The 18,796-nt window shown below is 58.3% G+C and carries 20 protein-coding genes, 1 tRNA gene and 1 pseudogene; 8 read left to right on the forward strand and 14 right to left on the reverse strand.

Translation table 11 applies throughout. The features are described 5' to 3' along the window. The first annotated feature begins 207 nt into the window (after positions 1 to 207). Both ACFW0H_RS04840 and ACFW0H_RS04845 read left to right on the forward strand, forming a co-directional pair. Entirely contained in the window at positions 208 to 738 is a 531-nt protein-coding gene (locus ACFW0H_RS04840) for a helix-turn-helix domain-containing protein (protein ID WP_422912763.1), read from the forward strand. Next, entirely contained in the window at positions 735 to 2,003 is a 1,269-nt protein-coding gene (locus ACFW0H_RS04845; protein ID WP_422912764.1) for a type II toxin-antitoxin system HipA family toxin, read from the forward strand. Before ACFW0H_RS04840 ends, ACFW0H_RS04845 begins: the two co-directional genes overlap by 4 nt. Before the next feature lie 62 nt (positions 2,004 to 2,065). Here ACFW0H_RS04845 and ACFW0H_RS04850 read toward each other — a convergent pair. The 6 genes and pseudogenes from ACFW0H_RS04850 to ACFW0H_RS04875 all read right to left on the reverse strand — a co-directional run. Then, positions 2,066 to 2,482: pseudogene (locus ACFW0H_RS04850) on the reverse strand (Arm DNA-binding domain-containing protein); the annotation flags it as partial. A gap of 592 nt (positions 2,483 to 3,074) precedes the next feature. Continuing rightward, on the reverse strand, positions 3,075 to 3,302 hold the full coding sequence (locus ACFW0H_RS04855; RefSeq protein WP_422912765.1) for a hypothetical protein: 228 nt from the start codon (positions 3,300 to 3,302) through the stop codon (positions 3,075 to 3,077). Between the two features lie 507 nt (positions 3,303 to 3,809). Beyond that, a complete protein-coding gene (locus ACFW0H_RS04860) occupies positions 3,810 to 4,364 on the reverse strand; it encodes a hypothetical protein (RefSeq protein WP_422912766.1) in 555 nt (184 codons plus the stop codon). Positions 4,365 to 4,448: 84 nt separating this feature from the next. Next, positions 4,449 to 4,739: a hypothetical protein gene (locus ACFW0H_RS04865; protein WP_422912767.1), complete on the reverse strand. Its 291-nt coding sequence runs from the start codon at positions 4,737 to 4,739 to the stop codon at positions 4,449 to 4,451. Positions 4,740 to 4,907: 168 nt separating this feature from the next. Next, positions 4,908 to 6,695, reverse strand: a complete 1,788-nt coding sequence (locus tag ACFW0H_RS04870) for an AAA family ATPase (RefSeq protein ID WP_422912768.1) — start codon at positions 6,693 to 6,695, stop codon at positions 4,908 to 4,910. A gap of 144 nt (positions 6,696 to 6,839) precedes the next feature. Next, positions 6,840 to 7,118, reverse strand: coding sequence for a hypothetical protein (locus ACFW0H_RS04875; RefSeq protein ID WP_422912769.1), 279 nt, complete (start codon positions 7,116 to 7,118; stop codon positions 6,840 to 6,842). Between the two features lie 259 nt (positions 7,119 to 7,377). On the opposite strand from ACFW0H_RS04875, the gene ACFW0H_RS04880 reads away from it, so the two are divergent. From ACFW0H_RS04880 to nadS, 3 genes are read left to right on the forward strand one after another with little or no spacing between them, the layout of a single operon-like run. Continuing rightward, positions 7,378 to 8,061 (forward strand): tyrosine-type recombinase/integrase, encoded by a 684-nt coding sequence (locus ACFW0H_RS04880; protein ID WP_422912770.1) that lies wholly within the window; start codon positions 7,378 to 7,380, stop codon positions 8,059 to 8,061. A 44-nt stretch (positions 8,062 to 8,105) separates the two neighbouring features. After that, positions 8,106 to 8,420 carry a type II toxin-antitoxin system RelE/ParE family toxin gene (locus ACFW0H_RS04885; protein WP_422912771.1) on the forward strand — a complete coding sequence of 105 codons (315 nt, stop codon included), beginning with the start codon at positions 8,106 to 8,108 and terminating at the stop codon, positions 8,418 to 8,420. 5 nt (positions 8,421 to 8,425) lie between these two features. Beyond that, the gene (gene nadS, locus ACFW0H_RS04890) at positions 8,426 to 8,713 is read left to right on the forward strand and encodes a NadS family protein (protein WP_280286606.1); all 288 of its coding nucleotides are present in this window, start codon (positions 8,426 to 8,428) and stop codon (positions 8,711 to 8,713) included. A 93-nt stretch (positions 8,714 to 8,806) separates the two neighbouring features. Here nadS and ACFW0H_RS04895 read toward each other — a convergent pair. The 4 genes from ACFW0H_RS04895 to ACFW0H_RS04910 form a co-directional block, all read right to left on the reverse strand. Further along, positions 8,807 to 8,880, reverse strand: a tRNA-Gly gene (locus ACFW0H_RS04895). A 97-nt stretch (positions 8,881 to 8,977) separates the two neighbouring features. Continuing rightward, on the reverse strand, positions 8,978 to 9,859 hold the full coding sequence (locus tag ACFW0H_RS04900; RefSeq protein ID WP_422912772.1) for an alpha/beta fold hydrolase: 882 nt from the start codon (positions 9,857 to 9,859) through the stop codon (positions 8,978 to 8,980). Between the two features lie 398 nt (positions 9,860 to 10,257). Next, the gene (locus ACFW0H_RS04905; RefSeq protein WP_422912773.1) at positions 10,258 to 10,950 is read right to left on the reverse strand and encodes a pseudouridine synthase; all 693 of its coding nucleotides are present in this window, start codon (positions 10,948 to 10,950) and stop codon (positions 10,258 to 10,260) included. Next, a complete protein-coding gene (locus ACFW0H_RS04910; RefSeq protein WP_422912774.1) occupies positions 10,950 to 11,162 on the reverse strand; it encodes a cysteine-rich CWC family protein in 213 nt (70 codons plus the stop codon). Before ACFW0H_RS04910 ends, ACFW0H_RS04905 begins: the two co-directional genes overlap by 1 nt. 262 nt (positions 11,163 to 11,424) lie before the next feature. Here ACFW0H_RS04910 and pcsA point away from each other — a divergent pair, with 262 nt between their 5' ends. The 3 genes from pcsA (at position 11,425) to ACFW0H_RS04925 (ending at position 13,181) form a co-directional block, all read left to right on the forward strand. Further along, on the forward strand, positions 11,425 to 12,147 hold the full coding sequence (gene pcsA / locus ACFW0H_RS04915) for a phosphatidylcholine synthase (protein ID WP_422912775.1): 723 nt from the start codon (positions 11,425 to 11,427) through the stop codon (positions 12,145 to 12,147). Between the two features lie 166 nt (positions 12,148 to 12,313). Further along, positions 12,314 to 12,754 (forward strand): carboxymuconolactone decarboxylase family protein, encoded by a 441-nt coding sequence (locus ACFW0H_RS04920; protein ID WP_422912776.1) that lies wholly within the window; start codon positions 12,314 to 12,316, stop codon positions 12,752 to 12,754. A gap of 7 nt (positions 12,755 to 12,761) precedes the next feature. Beyond that, positions 12,762 to 13,181 carry a cupin domain-containing protein gene (locus tag ACFW0H_RS04925; RefSeq protein WP_422912777.1) on the forward strand — a complete coding sequence of 140 codons (420 nt, stop codon included), beginning with the start codon at positions 12,762 to 12,764 and terminating at the stop codon, positions 13,179 to 13,181. A gap of 353 nt (positions 13,182 to 13,534) precedes the next feature. Here ACFW0H_RS04925 and ACFW0H_RS04930 read toward each other — a convergent pair whose 3' ends face one another. From ACFW0H_RS04930 to ACFW0H_RS04945, 4 genes are all read right to left on the reverse strand, one after another. Then, complete coding sequence (locus ACFW0H_RS04930) at positions 13,535 to 14,797, reverse strand: OprD family porin (protein WP_422912778.1); 1,263 nt, start codon at positions 14,795 to 14,797, stop codon at positions 13,535 to 13,537. Positions 14,798 to 14,923: 126 nt separating this feature from the next. After that, the gene (locus ACFW0H_RS04935; protein WP_422912779.1) at positions 14,924 to 16,582 is read right to left on the reverse strand and encodes a cation acetate symporter; all 1,659 of its coding nucleotides are present in this window, start codon (positions 16,580 to 16,582) and stop codon (positions 14,924 to 14,926) included. After that, positions 16,579 to 16,908, reverse strand: coding sequence for a DUF485 domain-containing protein (locus ACFW0H_RS04940; protein WP_422912780.1), 330 nt, complete (start codon positions 16,906 to 16,908; stop codon positions 16,579 to 16,581). Before ACFW0H_RS04940 ends, ACFW0H_RS04935 begins: the two co-directional genes overlap by 4 nt. Positions 16,909 to 17,027: 119 nt before the next feature. After that, positions 17,028 to 18,650 carry an acyl-CoA synthetase gene (locus ACFW0H_RS04945; protein WP_422912781.1) on the reverse strand — a complete coding sequence of 541 codons (1,623 nt, stop codon included), beginning with the start codon at positions 18,648 to 18,650 and terminating at the stop codon, positions 17,028 to 17,030. Positions 18,651 to 18,796: the final 146 nt, after the last annotated feature.

Below are 18,796 nucleotides of genomic sequence, written 5' to 3' on the forward strand. Positions count from 1 at the left end.
TTCTTCTTTAACGTCGCGCCGCCGCCACCTGTGGGAAGCTAGAGCGATAATGTAAATATTCTAGCTGTTTTCGGCGTAAAAGCATGAAATACCATCATTCATCCCGCACGTCGTGGGAATGACTGAATCGCCGGAATTTGGCTTCACGGCACCGAAAATGCTAATATTCTGGCCGAATCATCCGAAAAGCGATGGAATATTAGTGCCATGGCCAAGAAGACAGCCCCACTCCTGCCGTCGACCAGCAAGCTGCTCATCGACTTCGGCGAGCGGCTCAAACTCGCACGCCTGCGCAGAAAACTGACGGCCAAACAGGTTGCCGAACGCGCGGGCATGTCTCCCATGACCCTGCGTTCGTTGGAGGCAGGTGGATCAGGCGTCACCATGGGCGCCTACGTTTCCGTCATGCAGGTCCTTGGCCTGGCCAACGACCTGACCAAGCTCGCCGCTGCAGACGAGCTTGGCCGCCAGCTCCAGGATGCGCGACTGATCAGGAACGAGGCGGTACACCGCACCTCCAACCAGAAAGTGGATCGCAATGAGCCACAGGCAACACGTGCGGCGCGCAGTTCTTCTCCAGGCACCGCAATCAAGACGGCAACACCAGACAGCCCGCCTGCAGGCACTTGGCAGGAGAAGGATTCCCGCGTGGGAGAGTTCATCGACGTCAAGAAGAATACGAATGACCTGAGCTCATTGCTCAAGAAACCCAAGCGCAAGGAGAGTGTAAAGGGATGAGCATGATTGCCGTGTACGCGGACTGGGACGGACTGCCCGAACCCCGACGACTTGGTTTCCTACACAGCCGCAGGACCCGAGCGACCGAGCGGTTCGAGTTCGCCTACGACGAAGCGGCGCTCGCCGATCCTCAGTTTGCCGGGCTGCCGTTGGATCCGAGCATTCAGGCATTCGGCGGACCGCAATACCCCACCCCGCCTAGGGACAGGTTCGGCGTCTTTGATGATTCAAGTCCGGACCGGTGGGGGCGCCTGCTCATGGATCGCAGGTTCGAGCGTGACAAGCGGGCGGGTCTCGTTCCTGCTGAGGCACGTCTCTATGAATCCGACTACCTGCTGGGTGTGCATGACCTGTATCGCGTGGGCGCGTTGAGGTATCGACTTGAGGATGATGGAGACTTCCTAGATAACCGAATCAACGTCGCGGCTCCGCCTTTCACTGAAATCCGCGCCCTGGAGCAAGCCAGCCGCGCACTCGAGCAGGATCCTGAAAACATCGCTGACGAGGGCCAGGACTGGCTGCGTATGCTCATCGCACCGGGCGGTTCGCTCGGCGGCGCCAGGCCCAAGGCGAGCGTTGCAGACGATGCGGGACACTTGTACATCGCCAAGTTTCCCAGTACGCGAGATACCTACGATGTCGGCGGATGGGAAATGGTGGTCAATGCCTTGGCGGATGGTTGTGGCCTGAATGTCGCACCGGCGCAGGCGCGAAAGTTCGCCAGCGACTATCACTGCTTCATGGTGCGCCGCTTCGATCGTACGGACGCAGGTCGCCGGATGCATTTCGCCTCGGCGATGACCCTGGCCGGCCACAACGATGGTGATGATGCCTCTACAGGGGCGAGCTACCTGGAACTTGCGGAAGTGCTCATCCGTCACGGCTCGCAGCCCAATGAGGATCTGCAAGAACTCTGGTCGCGAATCGTCTTCAACATCCTCGTCTCCAACACGGACGACCATCTGCGCAACCATGGTTTCATCCTGGTGCCAGGCAACGGCTGGAAGCTCTCGCAGGCCTACGACATGAACCCTGTCGCCCATGCCGACGGCTTGAATCTCAACATCACCGATGCGGACAACGCCCTCGATCTTGACTTGGCCCGTGAGGTTGCCGGGTACTTCCGTGTGAACCTCCACGCAGCGGACGAAATCATCGAGGAGTTTCGCGGCATCGTTTCCCAATGGCGAACGCTGGCCCAACGCATTGGCCTCTCAATGCGGGAACAAGACCGTATGGCCGATGCCTTCCGCCTAGCCGGATGAGTCTCCTGCACTGAGACGATCGCGCAGTCCTGGGACCAATCGGCACAGATGGTTGTCGCATTGCCCAGCAGGGGCAGCACGTCGTTGGCGAAGATGCGCGGGATCAGCGACCGGGTGGTCTGCCGTCCCTCTTCAAAGGTCAGGCCCCGATGCGCCAGCCATTTCAGGAAGACCGCCTTGAAGGTGTACTCGGTGGTCAGACGGGCGGTGAACCGCTTCTGCTTGCGATGGGCGTGGGGATTGGTGTCCTTGGCCAGCAGGGCGCGTACTTCGTCCCGCAGGGTGCGCGCATCTCGCAGGGAAAGCTCCGGGTAGGTGCCCAGCGACATCCGCTTTTGCTTGCCGTACCACTGGTAGCGGAAGTGCCAGGATTTGCCCCCACCCGGCGCTACGGCCAGGGAGAGTCCATCCAGATCTGCGAGGGTGTATGCCTTGCCGGTGGCTTTGGCTTTGCGGACAGCGAGGTCGGATAGCGCCATGTTCTAGCTCCTGAGCTTGGGTCAGGAACCAGATGCTGCTCACCGCCGAACCGCTCTCCCGGCAACAATCCGAACACCGCGCCGTCCTAAAGATGGACTAAAAAGTCCTGGCTTGGTGTGGATTTCAGTGGACGTCCCTGGATCGAGTCGAAAGGAAAACCTGTTTGTTTTCAACGACTTGAAACGCTCAGTGGACGTTCGTGGAAATCCTTGGAAAGGTGGAGTGGAGCGGGCGAAGGGAATCGAAACCTAGATCTTGCGTTTCGGTGGGTGGTAAAGCGGCGTAGTTGGTGGGGGCTGCTCCGCTTTCATGGCCCGATACGTCGCAAAAAATCTCACTGGATTCGACACCTTTTCGACAGCTCGGGCCTTCAATCTTAGGAAAAATAAATGTGTCTTTATCCCGGTCCCCTTTATCGTCCTTTGCGAGAAAAATAGGCTTTTAATAGCCTGTCGGCTAGGACTGCGAGGCCAAAAAATAGCGCAATCTGGACAAGTCTTTTGTGCTGAAAATCACTAACCAGCAACATGCCAGACATGTATACGATTGCCGCTATGACAAGATATGTTAGCGGGTACGCCATTTTTTTAATCATGGAGATAAGCCTTGTTTAATTTCTTCTCGGGTAACTGGCCGTATATATTCTTGATGTGCATAGGTTTTCTGCTGATTTTCAATGGTTCCACCCTTGATGTTGGCCTGACTAGTCGGGTCATGAATAGCAGCGGTGGCATCCCCGTAAGCGTTGGATTGCAAAAATTTTTGGGCAGTATTTTTGTAATTTACGGACTGATAAAAGTGCTCAAGAAGAAATGACATGGTATGGGGCTGTTAGTCTGCGGCAGGGCATGAGCGGGCCTCTTAAAGATTCCTGCTAGCTCTGTGCTAAATTAATATATTCAGACCAAAAGAAAACTCTTGTTATGAATAGAATGGACATGATAAGTACGCATATAGCCCCTTTCTTGCAGCAGGACTTTCCTTCAGGCGTAGGGAAGGACTTTGGATTTAAGTACCAGGTTCCGAGCCAAATATCTATCTTGTTGTTCGACAAATTATATGCCTTGACCATGTATGTCAAATAGACCGCCGAAGTAATTATTAATGAGGCTGTCCAGATTATCGTCATATATTCCATTGAGCTCCATAGGTGTAGTTTCTAGCGACCTATCCCCTCCCTGGCGACACGTCCGACCTGGTCCACGAAGTGGTTATAGCGCGTTCTACTGTTTCACGGGGTTTCTTCCCGAATCAGGCTAAATTTCCAGTTTGGCGAAAACTGTTCGAAAACTAGCGTAGAGAAATAGATCTGTCCCGCTTCTTTCGTTAATGGTCTAGACTGATTCTTTCTATCGTGTAACCGAATCGAGATTTTTTGCCAAAAACAACCGCATTCATCTCGCCAGTCTGCAGTTGATTGTATTTTGATTCGGAAATGCAGAAATGAAAGAAGGTGAAATCTATAGATTGGAGTTTTAGGCGGTAGTCGCATGATTTTCTTGAGCGGTGTTTTATTTTTTCTGCTGTATCTTGTCTAGAGAATTCCTGGCCGAAGGCCAACGTATAAAGATGCGGAATTGTTATTGCTAGGTTTGCCCAGATAAAGAGAAAAATAACAATTGGTGAGAATACTATTCCAATTAGCTTTTGTATTCTTGTGAGGGTGCCAAAAACTACTAATAGATTCTGTTTCTTGAGGTAGATGATTATGGCGAGGGTCGTCAGTGTGATAGCTATCGCGCCATGAAACGTCGGTGTTGAAATGCTAGGGTCCGGCACGAAGTCATGATGGAGAACAGGCCAAAGAATACCTCCGGTCAGTATCATGAAAAATACTCCCAAGACTTTCTGTGGCCTTGATACTCCTTTGGAATAGAGCATTTTCACCCATCTCCTTTTTCGATCGAAATTGCCTTGCTTGATAACAAATAGACACGAACCTTGTGCCTAGAGGGAGATAAAAGCTCAGGGGAAGTAGCGACTCTTAGCCAAACACCATTTGTTCGATTTATCGTCCGACTTATTGCAGCGTTCACGAAACATCACCTGGGCGTCGCGACGGCAGTTTCGGTACTGGATTGATCCTTGCTTGTTTGCGCTGCATACGGTGTCGTAGGCAATTTCACCGTTGCGCTCCTGCCAGTCTAGGTGGTAGCGATTGCCCTCGGCCTGCATATGGTCGTATTTCGGTGTCGCTGCCAGCGCTAGGCCAGCCATCAGCGCTAGCGTGCTGCCTAGTGCGTATCGGATATCCATATCTGCTCCTTGCTAGTTACTCGTACAGTGCCGCGCCTTCTTGGCGGCGGTTTTCTTATTGCCTGTTCGGCGATTGCGCGGGGTTCTCTCCCGAATCAAGCCAAACTCCCCGTTCGGTGCTGCCTACTAAAATTAGAGTAGAAAAATAAATCCGTCCCCTTTTTGGTCCTAATTTATAGATGAGAATGTGTCGTGTATGTCCGCGGATAAGAACTTAGGATGTTCCTCGATGACGGTCATTATCCCTAGCTTTAGAGCAGAGTCACCCTGGCCTTTTTTGATCGCATTTAGCTGGGGGAAGGAGCTATTTAGTTGCTCCTCGTAGGAGTGCCCCTGCATGTTTAGGAACTCGTTAGGGTAAGAAAGGATAAAGCCATTTTCTAGTAAGCAGTTACTTTCTTTGCCTCGCGGAATACTAAGCTTATTAAAAACAAAGTCAGCCATTTTCTGAGCTTCGTCATTGTGTAAGTCGGCTGCCTCAACGTAGTTGTAAATTCTGTCTATCCCAAAATCCTGAAAGGTAAATTTTTGCGCTCGAATTAAGCCAAGACAAATAAAAACAGGATCCAGTATGTAGTTTTCAATCGAATATCTCTTCTTTTCGCCTAATACATAAAGTGGTGGTTGGTGGTCATTGACCCCATCAAAGTCGACAATTCCGCGAACAAGGTCATTGCCTAGGGATGTAAGTTTTTTTGTAATACTAATTACGTCAGTGCAATTACTCGTTCCACTATGGGGTTCAAGAAACACCAGGTCGTAATCGTACTTGTGTCGCCTGGAGAGCAGATTGTGCAGCCTCTCGTAGTAAGCAGTATCATATTTGCTTTCGACAAAAACTTGGAGTCTGCTTTCCGTTGACACTCTTAGGTGTGGTATGTCGGAGGTTAAGATTTCAAGCCCTTCCGCAATGCTAATCATCGTTGGAATTTTTGTTTCTTTATCAATTTGGTAAAGGGAATTGTCTGGGCACATCGCTACTGTAGAGGGGGAGTGTGTCGTGATAATAACATTCGTATTTGCGGACTTGACGATCGTGTCGTGAATGGTAGTGATTAGAATTTTTGAGAACTGAGGGTGTAGTGGAGCATCTGGCTCATCCAGCATTATAAGATCTGGTTTGCTTCCCCCGTCTTTCGTGTTGTACACCGCTAAGGCTAGCGACATTAGAACTCGCTCACCAGTTGAGAGATCATTTACGGATATTTCGGTGTTATTTGTTTTGTCAAGAAGTTTTAATACAAAGGTCTCATCTGGCTCCGAGTCTTCAGGGTTGGTAGTAGTGTAAGGAAGTCCCGCGCCATCTAGAATTGTGTTAACAAGGTCCCATGGTTTTGGGCCAAATTTTGCCTCGAATTCTTCATCCGAGAGATATTCTTTTCGGTGTCCCTTTGTTTCGTTTAGAAATCGGTTAAATTCATTATTTTGCAATCTTAGTTGATATGATTTGAATATTGATGCGAACTGACTAAAGAAGATCCCGTTGTTGTTTGTTTCTCCAATCTTGATATTTTTTATTACGTCTCTCTCTGTTATTTCAAAAAAATCTTTATTTGTTTCTTGGCACAGCTTTTCGACTATTCTTTTTACTGCTGCGTTTTGGTTTATGGTGTTCTCAATTGCTGTTTCATAACTCCAGTTATGTTGCCTCATGTAATTTCTTGCCTGATTCTGAATGGCTTCAATCTGTTGCCACCATCCTTTCATTTCCGCGCTAATTTGCTGTGGGTCAGCTCTTTCATGTATTTGCGGGGAGAGCGTGCCAAATGCGATGTAAGATATATCTTTAAGGGTTTTTAAATCGTCGGAGACTTCGCTTATCCCGGTATTCGAAATGGCTTCCAGTAAATGGCTCTTGCCACTTCCGTTTTTTCCGGTAAGAACTGTGAATTTGGGGAGTTGAAACTCCAATCCTTGTGGTATCGATTTGTGTGCTTTGTTGATTTTAATTTTCATGAGCAACCTGGATTTGTCGGGGTTTTTGAGTTTTACTGGATTGTTTATATTTTTCGGAGATGGTGGGCGGAGTTTTCTATAAAGTGCGAAGGAGATAATTATGAGTTCCCTGGTGCGAATACATTCACGAAATCCAGTTTTCCCTTATCGCTTAAGTGGTTTGAATATCGCCGGATTGTGGCGTTCGATCTGCCCGCACTGCATTATTTTTTCAAGCCTTTCAAGCCTTTCAAGCCTTTCAAGCCTTTCAAGCCTTTCAAGCCTTTCAAGCCTTTCAAGCCTTTCAAGCTCAGCGTGCTTCTTTTCGAGGTCGGCAGCTTGCCTACAGTCCTGAACCGTCGACCAGGTCGAGGTGTTAACGGCTTGTGGCTCAAGGGTCCTGGGCGGATTGGCGAGTGTTATCGTTAGTGCCCATGGAAGCATCTACTCCCTTCCTTCTGCTTAAGCAGTTTTCCCCTGATTACACTGACCACAACAATGGAGGCTCTTTGCTATCAGGAAGGTAATCGGCCGGCCGCTCTGCTTCAACGACTTTTCTCGTTTCTGCCTAGGAATCGTCTGGATTTTTACTCACCTGATGATGAGTTCTCTTCGCTGTGTTGTTCTCTCCAGCCTTCTGGCCAGGGAGCGTGTTGGCGCGGGAAAGGCCTTCGCCAGCCTCCGGAGCTGGGAGTGCTGGCCCGTGATCCGCGACCATTACGCCGCCAAGGACATGAGTGAGCGTGATATCTACAAGCACATCCAGCAATTGCTGTACAACGAGCTGCACAAGCTGGATGTGATCGACTATCCGTGCCCGTTTAGCCGTATCCAGCCCGTCCGCTTGCAGGAAAGGCCTCTGGCCTATCTGACCAAACCGCAGATAGCCGAGTTGCTGGAGGCGCTACGCACTCGAGATACGGCGCCGCATACCTACATGGTCGCGGTGATCTGTTTATCGACAGGGGCCAGGTGGGGAGAAGCACAGGCTTTGACTCCCGAAAGGGTTGGCTCAGGGGTGATCACCTTCGCCAACACCAAGTCGAAGCGAGTGAGGGCAGTTCCGGTGGCTCCGTCCCTGGTGGAGTCGATGCACAAGCACTGGCGAGAGCATGGCCCGTTCAGCAACTGCATAGGCGTGTTCCGCAAGGTACTGCTCGAAACCTCGATCAATCCGCCGAAGGGGCAGTCGAGCCACATCCTGCGCCACACCTTCGCTGCCCACTTCATCATGGGAGGCGGGCACATCGTGACGTTGAAGGAGATCCTGGGGCATGCCTCGCTGAGCATGACGATGCGCTATGCGCACCTGGCTCCAGAGCATCTGCATGATGCGATCAGGCTTGGGCCGATGGCGGGTTTCTCGTTACCGCTTGCTGACCAGTGATCGGTTCAATTGAAGGAGATACGCCACTGGCGTACCATTCGACCATGATCTTTATTGAGACTTCGATTTTTACCAAGCGTCTGCGTGAGTTGCTCAGTGACGATAGCTATGCAGCGTTTCAGCGCCAGTTGGCCGAGCGGCCGGATATGGGCGATGTGATCGAAGGAACAGGCGGCATTCGCAAGGTGCGTGTTGCGTCCAGCGGGCACGGTAAGCGGGGCGGGTCCAGGGTTATCTACTATCACTTCACGTCCGCTTCACAGATTGCGTTGCTGCTGATCTACCCGAAGAACGAGAAGGATGATCTGACGGCCGATGAGCGAAAGGTGCTCAAGCAAATCATCGAGCGGTGGAGGTAATCGCCATGAGCAAATTCTTTGAAGACCTTCTGGAAAGCGTCCAGCAGATGGACGAAATCCATCGTGGCGAACGTAAGCCCTCACGGGAGTTCACCGTGGATGCGCTGCAGGTGAAGGAAATCCGCAAGGCCACCGGCCTGACCCAGGCCAAGTTCGCGGCCATGATCGATGTGCAACTCGGTACGTTGCGTAACTGGGAACAGGGGCGGCGTGAACCCACTGGCCCGGCCAAGGCGTTGCTGCGGGCTATTCACAATGACCCTGAGCACGTCATCCAGGCACTGTCTCACTGAGCTTGTAGGCTGGTCGATTTCGACACTTCTTCGACACCGCCAACCCCCAGAAACGAAAAAACCCCATAAATCAGGGGCTTAGTCAGGGGATTTTGGAGCGGGCGAAGGGAATCGAACCCTCGTCATGAGCTTGGGAAGCTCAGGTAATGCCATTATACGACGCCCGCGGAGGGTGCCATTTTTACCAGAAGCGAACCGCAAGGTGAAGCCCAGGGCAGTCACAAGTTACTGAAAATACTTGCACCTGCCCGGGCGGCCACGCGCTCAAACGGCTACGGCCTGGTAGTCGGCAGCATGCGGGCGAGGCATGCCCTTGGTGGCCGAGGTCTTGAGGAAGCCCAGCATCGCTTGCTGGGTCTGCAGCCAGCCGGCCTTGTTTTCGACGTCGACGAAGTGCCCGGCGTTGTCGATGGTGGCGAACTGGCAATCGCGCACATGCTTGGCGAAATGGCGGGCATCCTCGGGGGAGGTGTACTCGTCACGCTCGCCGTTGATGAACAGCAGCGGGATGTCGACGTTGGCCAGGCAATCCACGTAGCAGCGCGAATCCATGTTCAGCACCTGACGGACATGGTGGTGCATCTGCAGGTACTCGTGATCGTCCAGGCTGCTGCAGTGCTTGTGGTTGAAGCGCTGGTACAGCGACGGCAGGTGCTTGCCGATGGTGTTGTTCACCAGGTGGCCGACGTTGTCGCGGTCAATGGCCGACAGGTAGTCCAGTCCGCGGTTGAGGTAATCCATCATCGGCTCGTTGAGGATGGGCGAGAAGGAGGTGACGATGGCCTTCTTGATCCGCGCTGGGCACTGGGCCAGGGCGAGCAGGGCGGAGACGCTGCCCCAGGAGAAGGACATCAGGTAGTCCACCCGGAAATGCTCGATCAGGTGGAGGAGGATGTCGGCCTCGGTTTCCTTGCCGATGAAGCGGGTGTTGTCATTGTGCGGCTTGGACTGGCCGGCATAGGGCTGGTCGAAGAGCACCACGTTGAGATGCGGTTGCAGGTATTTCACTGTCTGCGCGAACGAGGCGGTCGTCGACAAGGAGCCGTTGACCAGGATGATGGTCCCCTTGGCTTCCGGGCTCCGGTAGAACTCCGTGTGAACCTTGTACTGGCTGTGAATCTCGACGATGGCGGTTTCCGGCCTCATGTCGTTTCCTCCTGGCGCAGATGGGTCATGCGAGCCCTCTCAACGGCTTGGCTCGCTCTAAGTCGTGGCAGTAGGAAAGCGCCTTTCGATGACAATCCAATGTCAGGCGGAGATTTTTAAAATTCTTTATATTTCAAGCGGTTAGGTCGAGAAAAGACGGCGGGGCCCGGCGCTTTGGAGGGCACCGGATGGGGTCTTCTAACCAGGCAGGGAACCTACGAGTGCAATGCACAAGGGACCGCAGGGAACGCTTAGATGGTCGGCGTGACTCTTTGGTCACGCTCTGACCTCGGGTTCGATTTAAGCAGGGCATCTTTTCACCTGCAAGCTCATTGAAAGGAAAAATTCTTGCAGTTCGTCGGTTTATTCAATCCCGATGTGACTCGCAGAGTTCCTAGCTAAAAGCAGGCCACTTCTTCGTTGGTGAGTGACCGGTAGTCGCCTGGCCGCATCCAAGGGTCCAGTTTCAGTGGCCCGACGCTCTCGCGGTGCAGGCGCACGACGCGGTTCTGGAAGTGGCCGAACATGCGCTTGACCTGGTGGTAGCGCCCCTCGTGCAGGGTCAGGCGGGCGCTGCGGGTGTCGAGGATTTCCAGCTGGGCGGGGAGGGTGGTCAGGCCCTCGTAGGCGAAATAGAGCCCCCGGGCGAAGGTCTCGATGTACTCGGGGCCGATGGGCTGCTCGGTTTCCACGTGGTAGACCTTCGGCTGCTTGCTGCCGGGCAGGGTGAGCCGGCGTGACCAGTGCCCGTCGTTGGTGATCAGCAGCAGGCCGGTGGTGGTGAGGTCCAGGCGCCCGCCCAGGTGCAGCTCATGCTTGTCGGGCTCAACCAGCAGGTCGAGCACGGTGGGATGTTCCGGGTGCTCGGTGGCGCTGACGTGGCCGGACGGCTTGTAGAGCATGAAGTAGCGCGCCGGCTTGCCTGCCTGGAGCAGGCGCTCGTCCAGTTCCACGCGGCTGAACTCACGGATCTCGACGCGGCCATCGGTGACCCGCTGGCCATCCACCCTGACCCGGCCGGCAACCAGTAGCAGGCGCGCGTCGAGGCGGCTGAACTCGGGAAAATTGCTCAAAAATCGATCAAGGCGCATCAGTTTGGTGCATCGGCTGGCCGCGCCTGGGCGCAACGGGGGCAGAGGCAGGCGCGGTCGAGGTCCTGCGGCGGGATGCGCTCGAGCGCGGCCGGGTCGATCTGCGCCGTGAAGCACCAGCAGTCCTGGCCGGCGCGGGAAAGATCGGCCAGGGTGCACTGGTTGCTCTGGCCGCAGAGCGGGCAGCGGGTGGGGTCGGATGGGGCGCTCATGGAGGGGTTCGCCATGGAAAGGCCGCAAGGGTGCAGCGTTGGGCAGCGGGCTGCAAGTGCCTGCCGATGGGCGCCGTTTCCCGATGATCGCGAGCCGGGCGGCATTGCCGTCTGGCGTGGATCGCCTAGGCTCGAATAAGCAAGGTGAAGATGTCTGAAAGCGACATGGCCGGATTCATAAAAGTCTGAAGGCCTCTGAGAAGCTCACGCATAATCGCGGTCTATCGAATCTGTCCCCCACACTTCTGAGCAGAGCTGCCTCGTGTCCACCAACATCAATGTCGTCAACAAAGCCAAGGCCTGGTCCGCTCACGGTGTCACCGCCACCGGGGTCGTGCTGGCCCTGATGGCCATTCTCGCCCTGTTCGACAATCAGCCCCGAGACTGCCTGCTCTGGCTGGGCGCGGCCCTGCTGGTCGACGGTCTCGATGGCACCTTCGCAAGAAGGGTGCAGACCAGCACCATGCTGCCGAACTTCGATGGCTCCACCCTGGACCTGGTGATCGACTACCTCACCTACGTGTTCATCCCCGCCATCTTCATCTATCGCTACATCGACCTGCCCGAGCATACGGCGCTGGTCACCGTGAGCCTGATCCTGGTGTCCTCGCTGTTCTGCTTCTGCAACCTGAACATGAAGAGCAGCGACAACTACTTCGTCGGTTTCCCCGCCGCGTGGAACGTGGTGGCGCTGTACATCTGGATCATCGACCCGCCGCCGGTGGCCACGCTGGCGCTGATCTGCTTCCTCGCCGCGCTGACCCTGACCAAGCTGAAGTTCCTCCACCCCTTCCGCGTGCGCAGGCTGATGCCGCTGAACATTCTGGTCACCTTCATCTGGATGATCAGCAGCATGTTCCTCATCCTCCAGCACCCCTTCTACAAGTCGCTGGTACTGGGCATCTGGTGGCTGGCCTCGGCCTACTTCGTGGGCATCTGCCTGTGGCGCAGCCTGCTGGACTGGACCCACAAGCTGAAAGCCTGACGCGGTGTCTTGCACGGCCTCGCCGGTGGATAGAAAAGCGCTATCCACCCTACAGGGCTGGCACGGCACCGGATTGGCCACCTGGTATTCAGCTCAATTGGCCATAGGTTGCAGGCCCGACCGCCATTAGCTTGAAGGCATCCCTTCCCGACATGAGGATGCCGCGATGCCCCCGCGCCTGGACTACTACGCCGCATCACCCGATGCCCTCAAGGCGATGCTCGCCCTGGAGGCGGCGGTGAGCAAACTGCCGCTGGAAAAGCCTCTGCTGGAGCTGGTCAGGCTGCGTGCTTCGCAGCTCAACGGCTGCGCCTTCTGCGTCGACCTGCACAGCCACGATGCGCGCAAACGCGGGGAAGACGAGCGGCGCCTGCATTCGGTGGCCGTCTGGCGCGAAAGCCCCTTCTTCACCCCGCGCGAGCGCGCCGCGCTGGCCTGGACCGATTCCCTCACCCGCCTCGCTGAAACCCATGCCCCGGACGCGGACTATGCCGAGCTCAAAGCCCACTTCAGCGAGCGCGAACGGGTAGACCTGACCCTGGTTATCAATTCCATCAACAGTTGGAACCGGCTGGCTGTCGGCTTCCGCAAAGTCCCGAGCGAGTGAATCCATCATGCGCAACCTGAAAACCCTGACCACTCTGTTCGCCGGCCTGGCGCTGCTGAACAACCCGCTGGCCTTCGCCCACGACGCCGGCGACGGCAAGGAGCAAGTGACCGTGCTGCAGGAGCAGGCCTTGCTCAACGCACCGGGCAAGAAGGCCCTCATGCTCACCGTGACCTACGCGCCGGGCCGCCGTTCCCAGGCCCACAGCCACCCAGGTTCGGTGCTCGCCTATGTCGTGGAGGGGGAGGTGATTTCCCAGCTCAAGGGTCAGGAGCCCAGGGTCTACAAGGCCGGCGAAACCTGGTACGAGCCGGCCGGCAGCGTCCACCTGCAATCGCGCAATGCCAGTGAGAGCAAGCCGGCGAAGCTGGTAGCGTGGATCCTGCAGGACGAGAAGGACGCGGTTCTGGAACCGTACGAGCAGTGAGCAGCGATCCCGCGTCACCCCGGCGACGCCGGAGTGATCGGGCGTCTTCCTTGTGGGGGCGAATTCATTCGCGATGGGCAGCGAAGCCGCCCCCTTCAAGGCCGAAGGGGCGAACCTGCGGTCCGCTCAGCGATTGAAATCGCCCCCACAAGGCCATCGCTCGGGCTTACCGGCCGTGTAGTTCGTAGGATGGGTGGAGCGGAGCGATACCCATGCGGACAGGGCTGATGGGTATCGCAAGCTCCACCCATCCTACGAGGGGCTATGCGGCAGTAGGTGAGCTGGATGAAATCCGAAGGCCGACTGGGCGAACCGCGGTCCGCTCAGTGCTTGAATCGCCCCCACAGGCTGCCTTACCAGAGCGGCAGGGTGTAGCTGAGGATCAGGCGGTTCTCGTCGAGATCGCTGCCGAAGTTCGTCGTGCGCAGCGTGGCGTTGCGCCATTTGAGCCCGAGGTTCTTCAGCGGGCCGCTCTGCACCACGTAGGCGAGGTCGGTATCGCGCTCCCACTCTTTGCCTGCTGACCGACCCGCGCCCAGTTCGATGTCGTCGCCGGACAGGTAGCGGGTCATGAAGGTCAGCCCGGGAATCCCCACGGCGGCGAAGTTGTAGTCGTAGCGGGCCTGCCAGGAGCGTTCCTCGCGGTTGGCGAAGTCGCTGATCTGCACGAAGTTCACCAGGTAGGCGTCGCTGCCATTGACGTAGGCGAAGCCGGTGTCGCCGCTCATGCGCTGGTAGCCGAGGCCGAAGGCATGGCCGCCGATGCCATAGGTGAACAGCGCGCCGAAGGCCTGGTTGTCGACATTGCTGCCGCCCTCGTCGCTGGAGCGGGCGAAGCGCAGGTCGCTCTTCAGGCTCTGGCCGTCGCCCAGCGGCAGCAGGTGGTTGAGGGTCAGTTGGTGCTGGCGGTAGAAGTCGTCGAGGCGGCCGAAGCCGTAACCGGTGGTCAGGCGGTCGTTCCACTTGTAGCTGAGGTTGGCGAAGTCGAAGGCATCGCTGGTGGCCTGGCGTGCGCGGATGTTCTTCACGCCGACGGTGGTGATGCTCAGGTCCTCGTAGTCGGAGGAGTCGCGCTGGTTGACCTGGCGCAGGTGGCCGGCATCGAAGGTCAGGCCGTCGAGTTCCAGGGAGTTGAGCTGGCCGCCCTTGAAGGTCTGCGGCAGCAGGCGCGAGTCGTTGGCCAGCAGCACCGGCACCTTGGGCAGCAGGGTGCCGAGCTTGAGGGTGCTCTTCGAGGCGCGCAGCTTGGCGGTGAGGCCGAGTTCGCCGTACTCGTCCTGGGCGCGCTTGGGCGCCTCGCGGTCGCGTTTCAGCAGGCCGGAGCCGGCGCGGTCGGGGCTGGAGTCGAGCTTGACGCCGAGCAGGCCGATGGCGTCGACGCCGACGCCGACGGAGCCTTCGGTGAAGCCCGACTCATAGCGCAGCAGGAAGCCCTGGGCCCATTCCTCGGCCTTGTTCTGGGGCGCGTTGTCCTGGCGGAAGTCGCGGTTGAAGTAGAAATTGCGCAGCTCCAGGCTGGCCTTGCTGTCCTTGATGAACTCGGCGCTGGCGGAGGTGGACAAGCCGAGGGCGCCGCTGGCCAGGAGCAGGCCGGCGGTGAGGGTGTTGCGGTGCATGGTGAGTCCTCTTGTTGTTGTTTTCTCGGGGTATTGCGCAAAGGAAAAGGGCGCGGCCCAAAGGAGCCGAGGCCGCGCCACGCTCAAGCGTCGGAGCTGTTTGTCGGAAAGGCCGAGCCAGGTGGCTCAGTGACTGCTGGCTGCTGCCGCGCCGAGGCCGGTTTGGGCACGGACGAACTGGTCGTCGAAGGCGGCGCGTTCGCGCTCGGCGCGGGCGCTGCGGTCGAGGTTGGAAACCACCACGATCACCAGGAAGGCCAGCGGCATGGAGAACAGCGCCGGGTGGTCGTAGGGGACGATGGCCTTGGCATGGCCCAGCACCCCAACCCACACCGCCGGCGAGAGGATCACCAGCACCAGCGCAGAGACCAGGCCGGTGAAGCCGCCGCACAGGGCGCCGCGGGTGGTCAGGCCGCGCCAGTACATGGCCATGATCAGCACCGGGAAGTTGGCCGAGGCGGCGACGCCGAAGGTCAGGCCGACGAGGAAGGCGATGTTCATCTGCTCGAACAGCAGCCCCAGGCCGATGGCCACCAGGCCCAGGCAGACGGTGGCGATGCGGCTGACGCGCATCTCGTCCTTCTCGCTGGCCTGGCCCTTCTTCAGCACGGTGGCGTAGAGGTCGTGGGAGATGGCCGAGGCGCCGGCCAGGGCGAGGCCGGCGACCACCGCGAGGATGGTGGCGAAGGCCACGGCGGAGAGGAAGCCGAGGAACAGATTGCCGCCCACCGCCTGGGCCAGGTGCATGGCCACCATGTTGCCGCCGCCGACCAGGGCGCCACCCAGCTTGCCGTCGACGAAGTACTGCGGGTCGGTGCCAACGATGACGATGGCGGTGTAGCCGAGCACGCAGACCACCAGGAAGAAGAAGCCGATGAAGCCGGTGGCGAACAGCACCGAGCGACGGGCTTCCTTGGCGTTGGGCACGGTGAAGAAACGCATCAGGATGTGCGGCAGGCCGGCGATGCCGAACACCAGGCCGAGGGACAGTGACACGGCGTTGATCGGGTCCGCCAGCATGGAGCCGGGGCCCATGATGCCGTTGCCGATGGCGTGGGCTTCCACGGCGCGGCCGGCGAGGTTTTCGAGGCTGAAGCCGAACTCGCTCATGGCCATCAGCACCAGGGTCGTGCCCCCGGCGAGCAGCAGCACGGCCTTGGTGATCTGCACCCAGGTGGTGGCGATCATGCCGCCGAAGATCACGTAGACCAGCATCAGCACGCCGACCACCACCACGGCCATCTGGTAGTCCAGGCCGAACAGCAGTTTGATCAGCTGGCCGGCGCCGACCATCTGCACGATCAGGTAGCAGCAGACCACGGTCAGCGAGCCGAGCGCGGCGAAGCTGCGCACGCGCACCTGGTCCAGGCGGTAGGAGACGATGTCGGCGAAGGTGTAGCGCCCCAGGTTGCGCAGGCGCTCGGCCATCAGGAAGGTGATCACCGGCCAGCCGACGAAGAAGCCGATGATGTAGACGAAGCCGTCGTAGCCCTTGGTGAACACCAGGCTGGTGAGGCCCAGCAGGGTGGCCGCCGACATGTAGTCGCCGGCGATCGCCAGGCCATTCTGGAAGCCGGAGATGCCGCCGCCAGCGGTGTAGAAGTCGGCGGTGGAACGGGTGCGGCGGGCGGCCCACCAGGTGATCGCCAGGGTGGCGAGGACGAAGACGAAGAACATGCCGATGGCGCTGAGATTGAGAGACTGCTTCTCGGCGGTGATGGGGGCGGCGAAGCTGCAGAGCGGCGCCAGGGCGAGGAGGGCGGTGGGGGCGAGACGCGTTTTCATGCCTTGGCCTCCTCGAGGATTTCCGCGCTGAGGCTGTCGAAGCGGGTGTTGGCGCTACGCACGTACCAGGCGGTCAGCAGCCAGGAGATGATGATGATGGCGGCGCCCACCGGGATGCCACGGCTGAGGTGGCTGCCCTCATACAGTGGCAGGTGCAGCCAGCCGGGGACGAAGGCCACCAGCAGGATGAACAGGTAATAGACTCCCAGCACCACCGCGCTGAGGGACCAGGCGAGCAGCGCGCGCTGGCGGGCCAGGCGTTGGAACTTGGGGTTGGACCGGATACGGTCGCAGCTTTGGCTGTGAGGTGTGTCGTGGGTACTCATGACGGGCTCCGCTTGTTGTTGTTGTCGATGCCTGTTGCCGGCCGCCGCACTTTTTTCGGGCAAGCGGCGGCCTTGGGCGGCAACCGTCAGGCTGCCGCCTTGATTACTGAGTCAGGGAGTTAGAGGTTCTTCGCCATGTCGCGCAGGACGTACTTCTGGATCTTGCCGGTGGAGGTCTTCGGCAGCGCGGTGAAGATCACAGTCTTCGGCACCTTGAAGCCCGCCAGGTGTTCGCGGCAGAAGGCGATGATGTCCGCCTCGCGGGTGTCCTGCTGGTCGGCCTTGAGGGTGATGAAGGCGCAGGGCGTCTCGCCCCATTTCTCGTCGGGTCGCGCCACCACGGCCGCCTCCAGCACCGCCGGGTGGCGGTAGAGCACGCCTTCCAGTTCGATGGTCGAGATGTTCTCGCCGCCGGAGATGATGATGTCCTTCAGCCGGTCGCGGATTTCCACGTAGCCGTCCGGGTGCCATACGGCCAGGTCGCCGGTGTGGAACCAGCCGCCTTCGAAGGCTTCGCTGGTGGCGCTGGGGTTCTTCAGGTAGCCCTTCATCACGGTGTTGCCGCGCATGAAGATCTCGCCGATGGTCTGGCCGTCCAGGGGCACGGGCTCCAGGGTTTTCGGATCGGCCACCATCACCCCTTCCAGGGTCGGGTAGCGCACGCCCTGGCGGGACTTGATGCGGGCGCGTTCTTCCAGGGGCAGTTCGTCCCACTCCTCGTGCCAGGCGCAGACGGTGACCGGCCCGTAGACTTCGGTGAGGCCGTAGACATGGGTGACGCGGATGCCCATTTCCTCCACCGCGCCTATCACCTTGGCCGGCGGAGCGGCGCCGGCCACCATGGCGTGCACCGGGTGGTCGATGGCGGCCTTGGCCGACTCGGGCATGTTCACCAGGGCATTGAGCACGATGGGCGCGCCGCACAGGTGGCTGACCTGGTGCTCGCGGATCAGGTTGAGGATCTTCTGCGGGTCCACGCGACGCAGGAACACGTGCACGCCGGCCAGGGCGGTCACTGTCCAGGGGTAGCACCAGCCGTTGCAGTGGAACATCGGCAGGGTCCAGAGGTAGACGGGGTGGTTGCCCATGTTCCAGGTCATCTGGTTGCCCAGTGAGTTCAGGTAGGCGCCGCGATGGTGGTAGACCACTCCCTTGGGATTGCCGGTGGTGCCGGAGGTGTAGTTCAGGGAGATGGCCTGCCACTCGTCCTCTGGCCACTGCCAGGCGAACTCCGGGTCGCCCTCGGCCAGCAGCGCCTCGTAGTCCAGCTCGCTGACCGCCTGGCCTTCGCCGTATTCGGGATCGTCGACGTCGATCACCAGCGGCGGCTGGTCGAGCATGCCGATGGCGGCATGGATCACATCATGGAACTCGCGGTCGGTGATCAGCACCTTGGCCTCGCCGTGCTGCAGCATGAAGGCGATGGCCTCGGCGTCCAGGCGCACGTTCAGGGTGTTGAGCACGGCGCCGATCATCGGCACGCCGAAATGCGCCTCCAGCATCTGCGGGATGTTCGGCAGCATCACCGCCACCGTGTCGCCCTTGCCGATGCCGCGCCCCGCAAGGGCCGAAGCCAGGCGCCGGCAACGCGCGTAGGTTTCGGCCCAGTTGCGGCGGATCGAACCGTGGATGACGGCCGGGTAGTGGGGATAAACGGCGGCGGTGCGCTCGATGAAGCTGAGGGGGGAGAGGGCGATGTGGTTGACGGCAGCAGGCGCGAGGCCCTGATCGTAGATGGACATTCTGGATACCCGGCGGCTGATTATTAGCTCTTCTTCACCGGCTTATCTGGGAAGGCCGGTGGTTGTCTGGGGTTATTTATATACCAATACAAGAATGCTATGGAAGTAGTCCTAGAGTAGTATAGTAAAACTACTATATTATCGAG

The sequence above is a fragment of the Metapseudomonas cellulosilytica genome (assembly GCF_049334135.1).
In the GTDB taxonomy this organism is placed as follows: domain Bacteria; phylum Pseudomonadota; class Gammaproteobacteria; order Pseudomonadales; family Pseudomonadaceae; genus Metapseudomonas.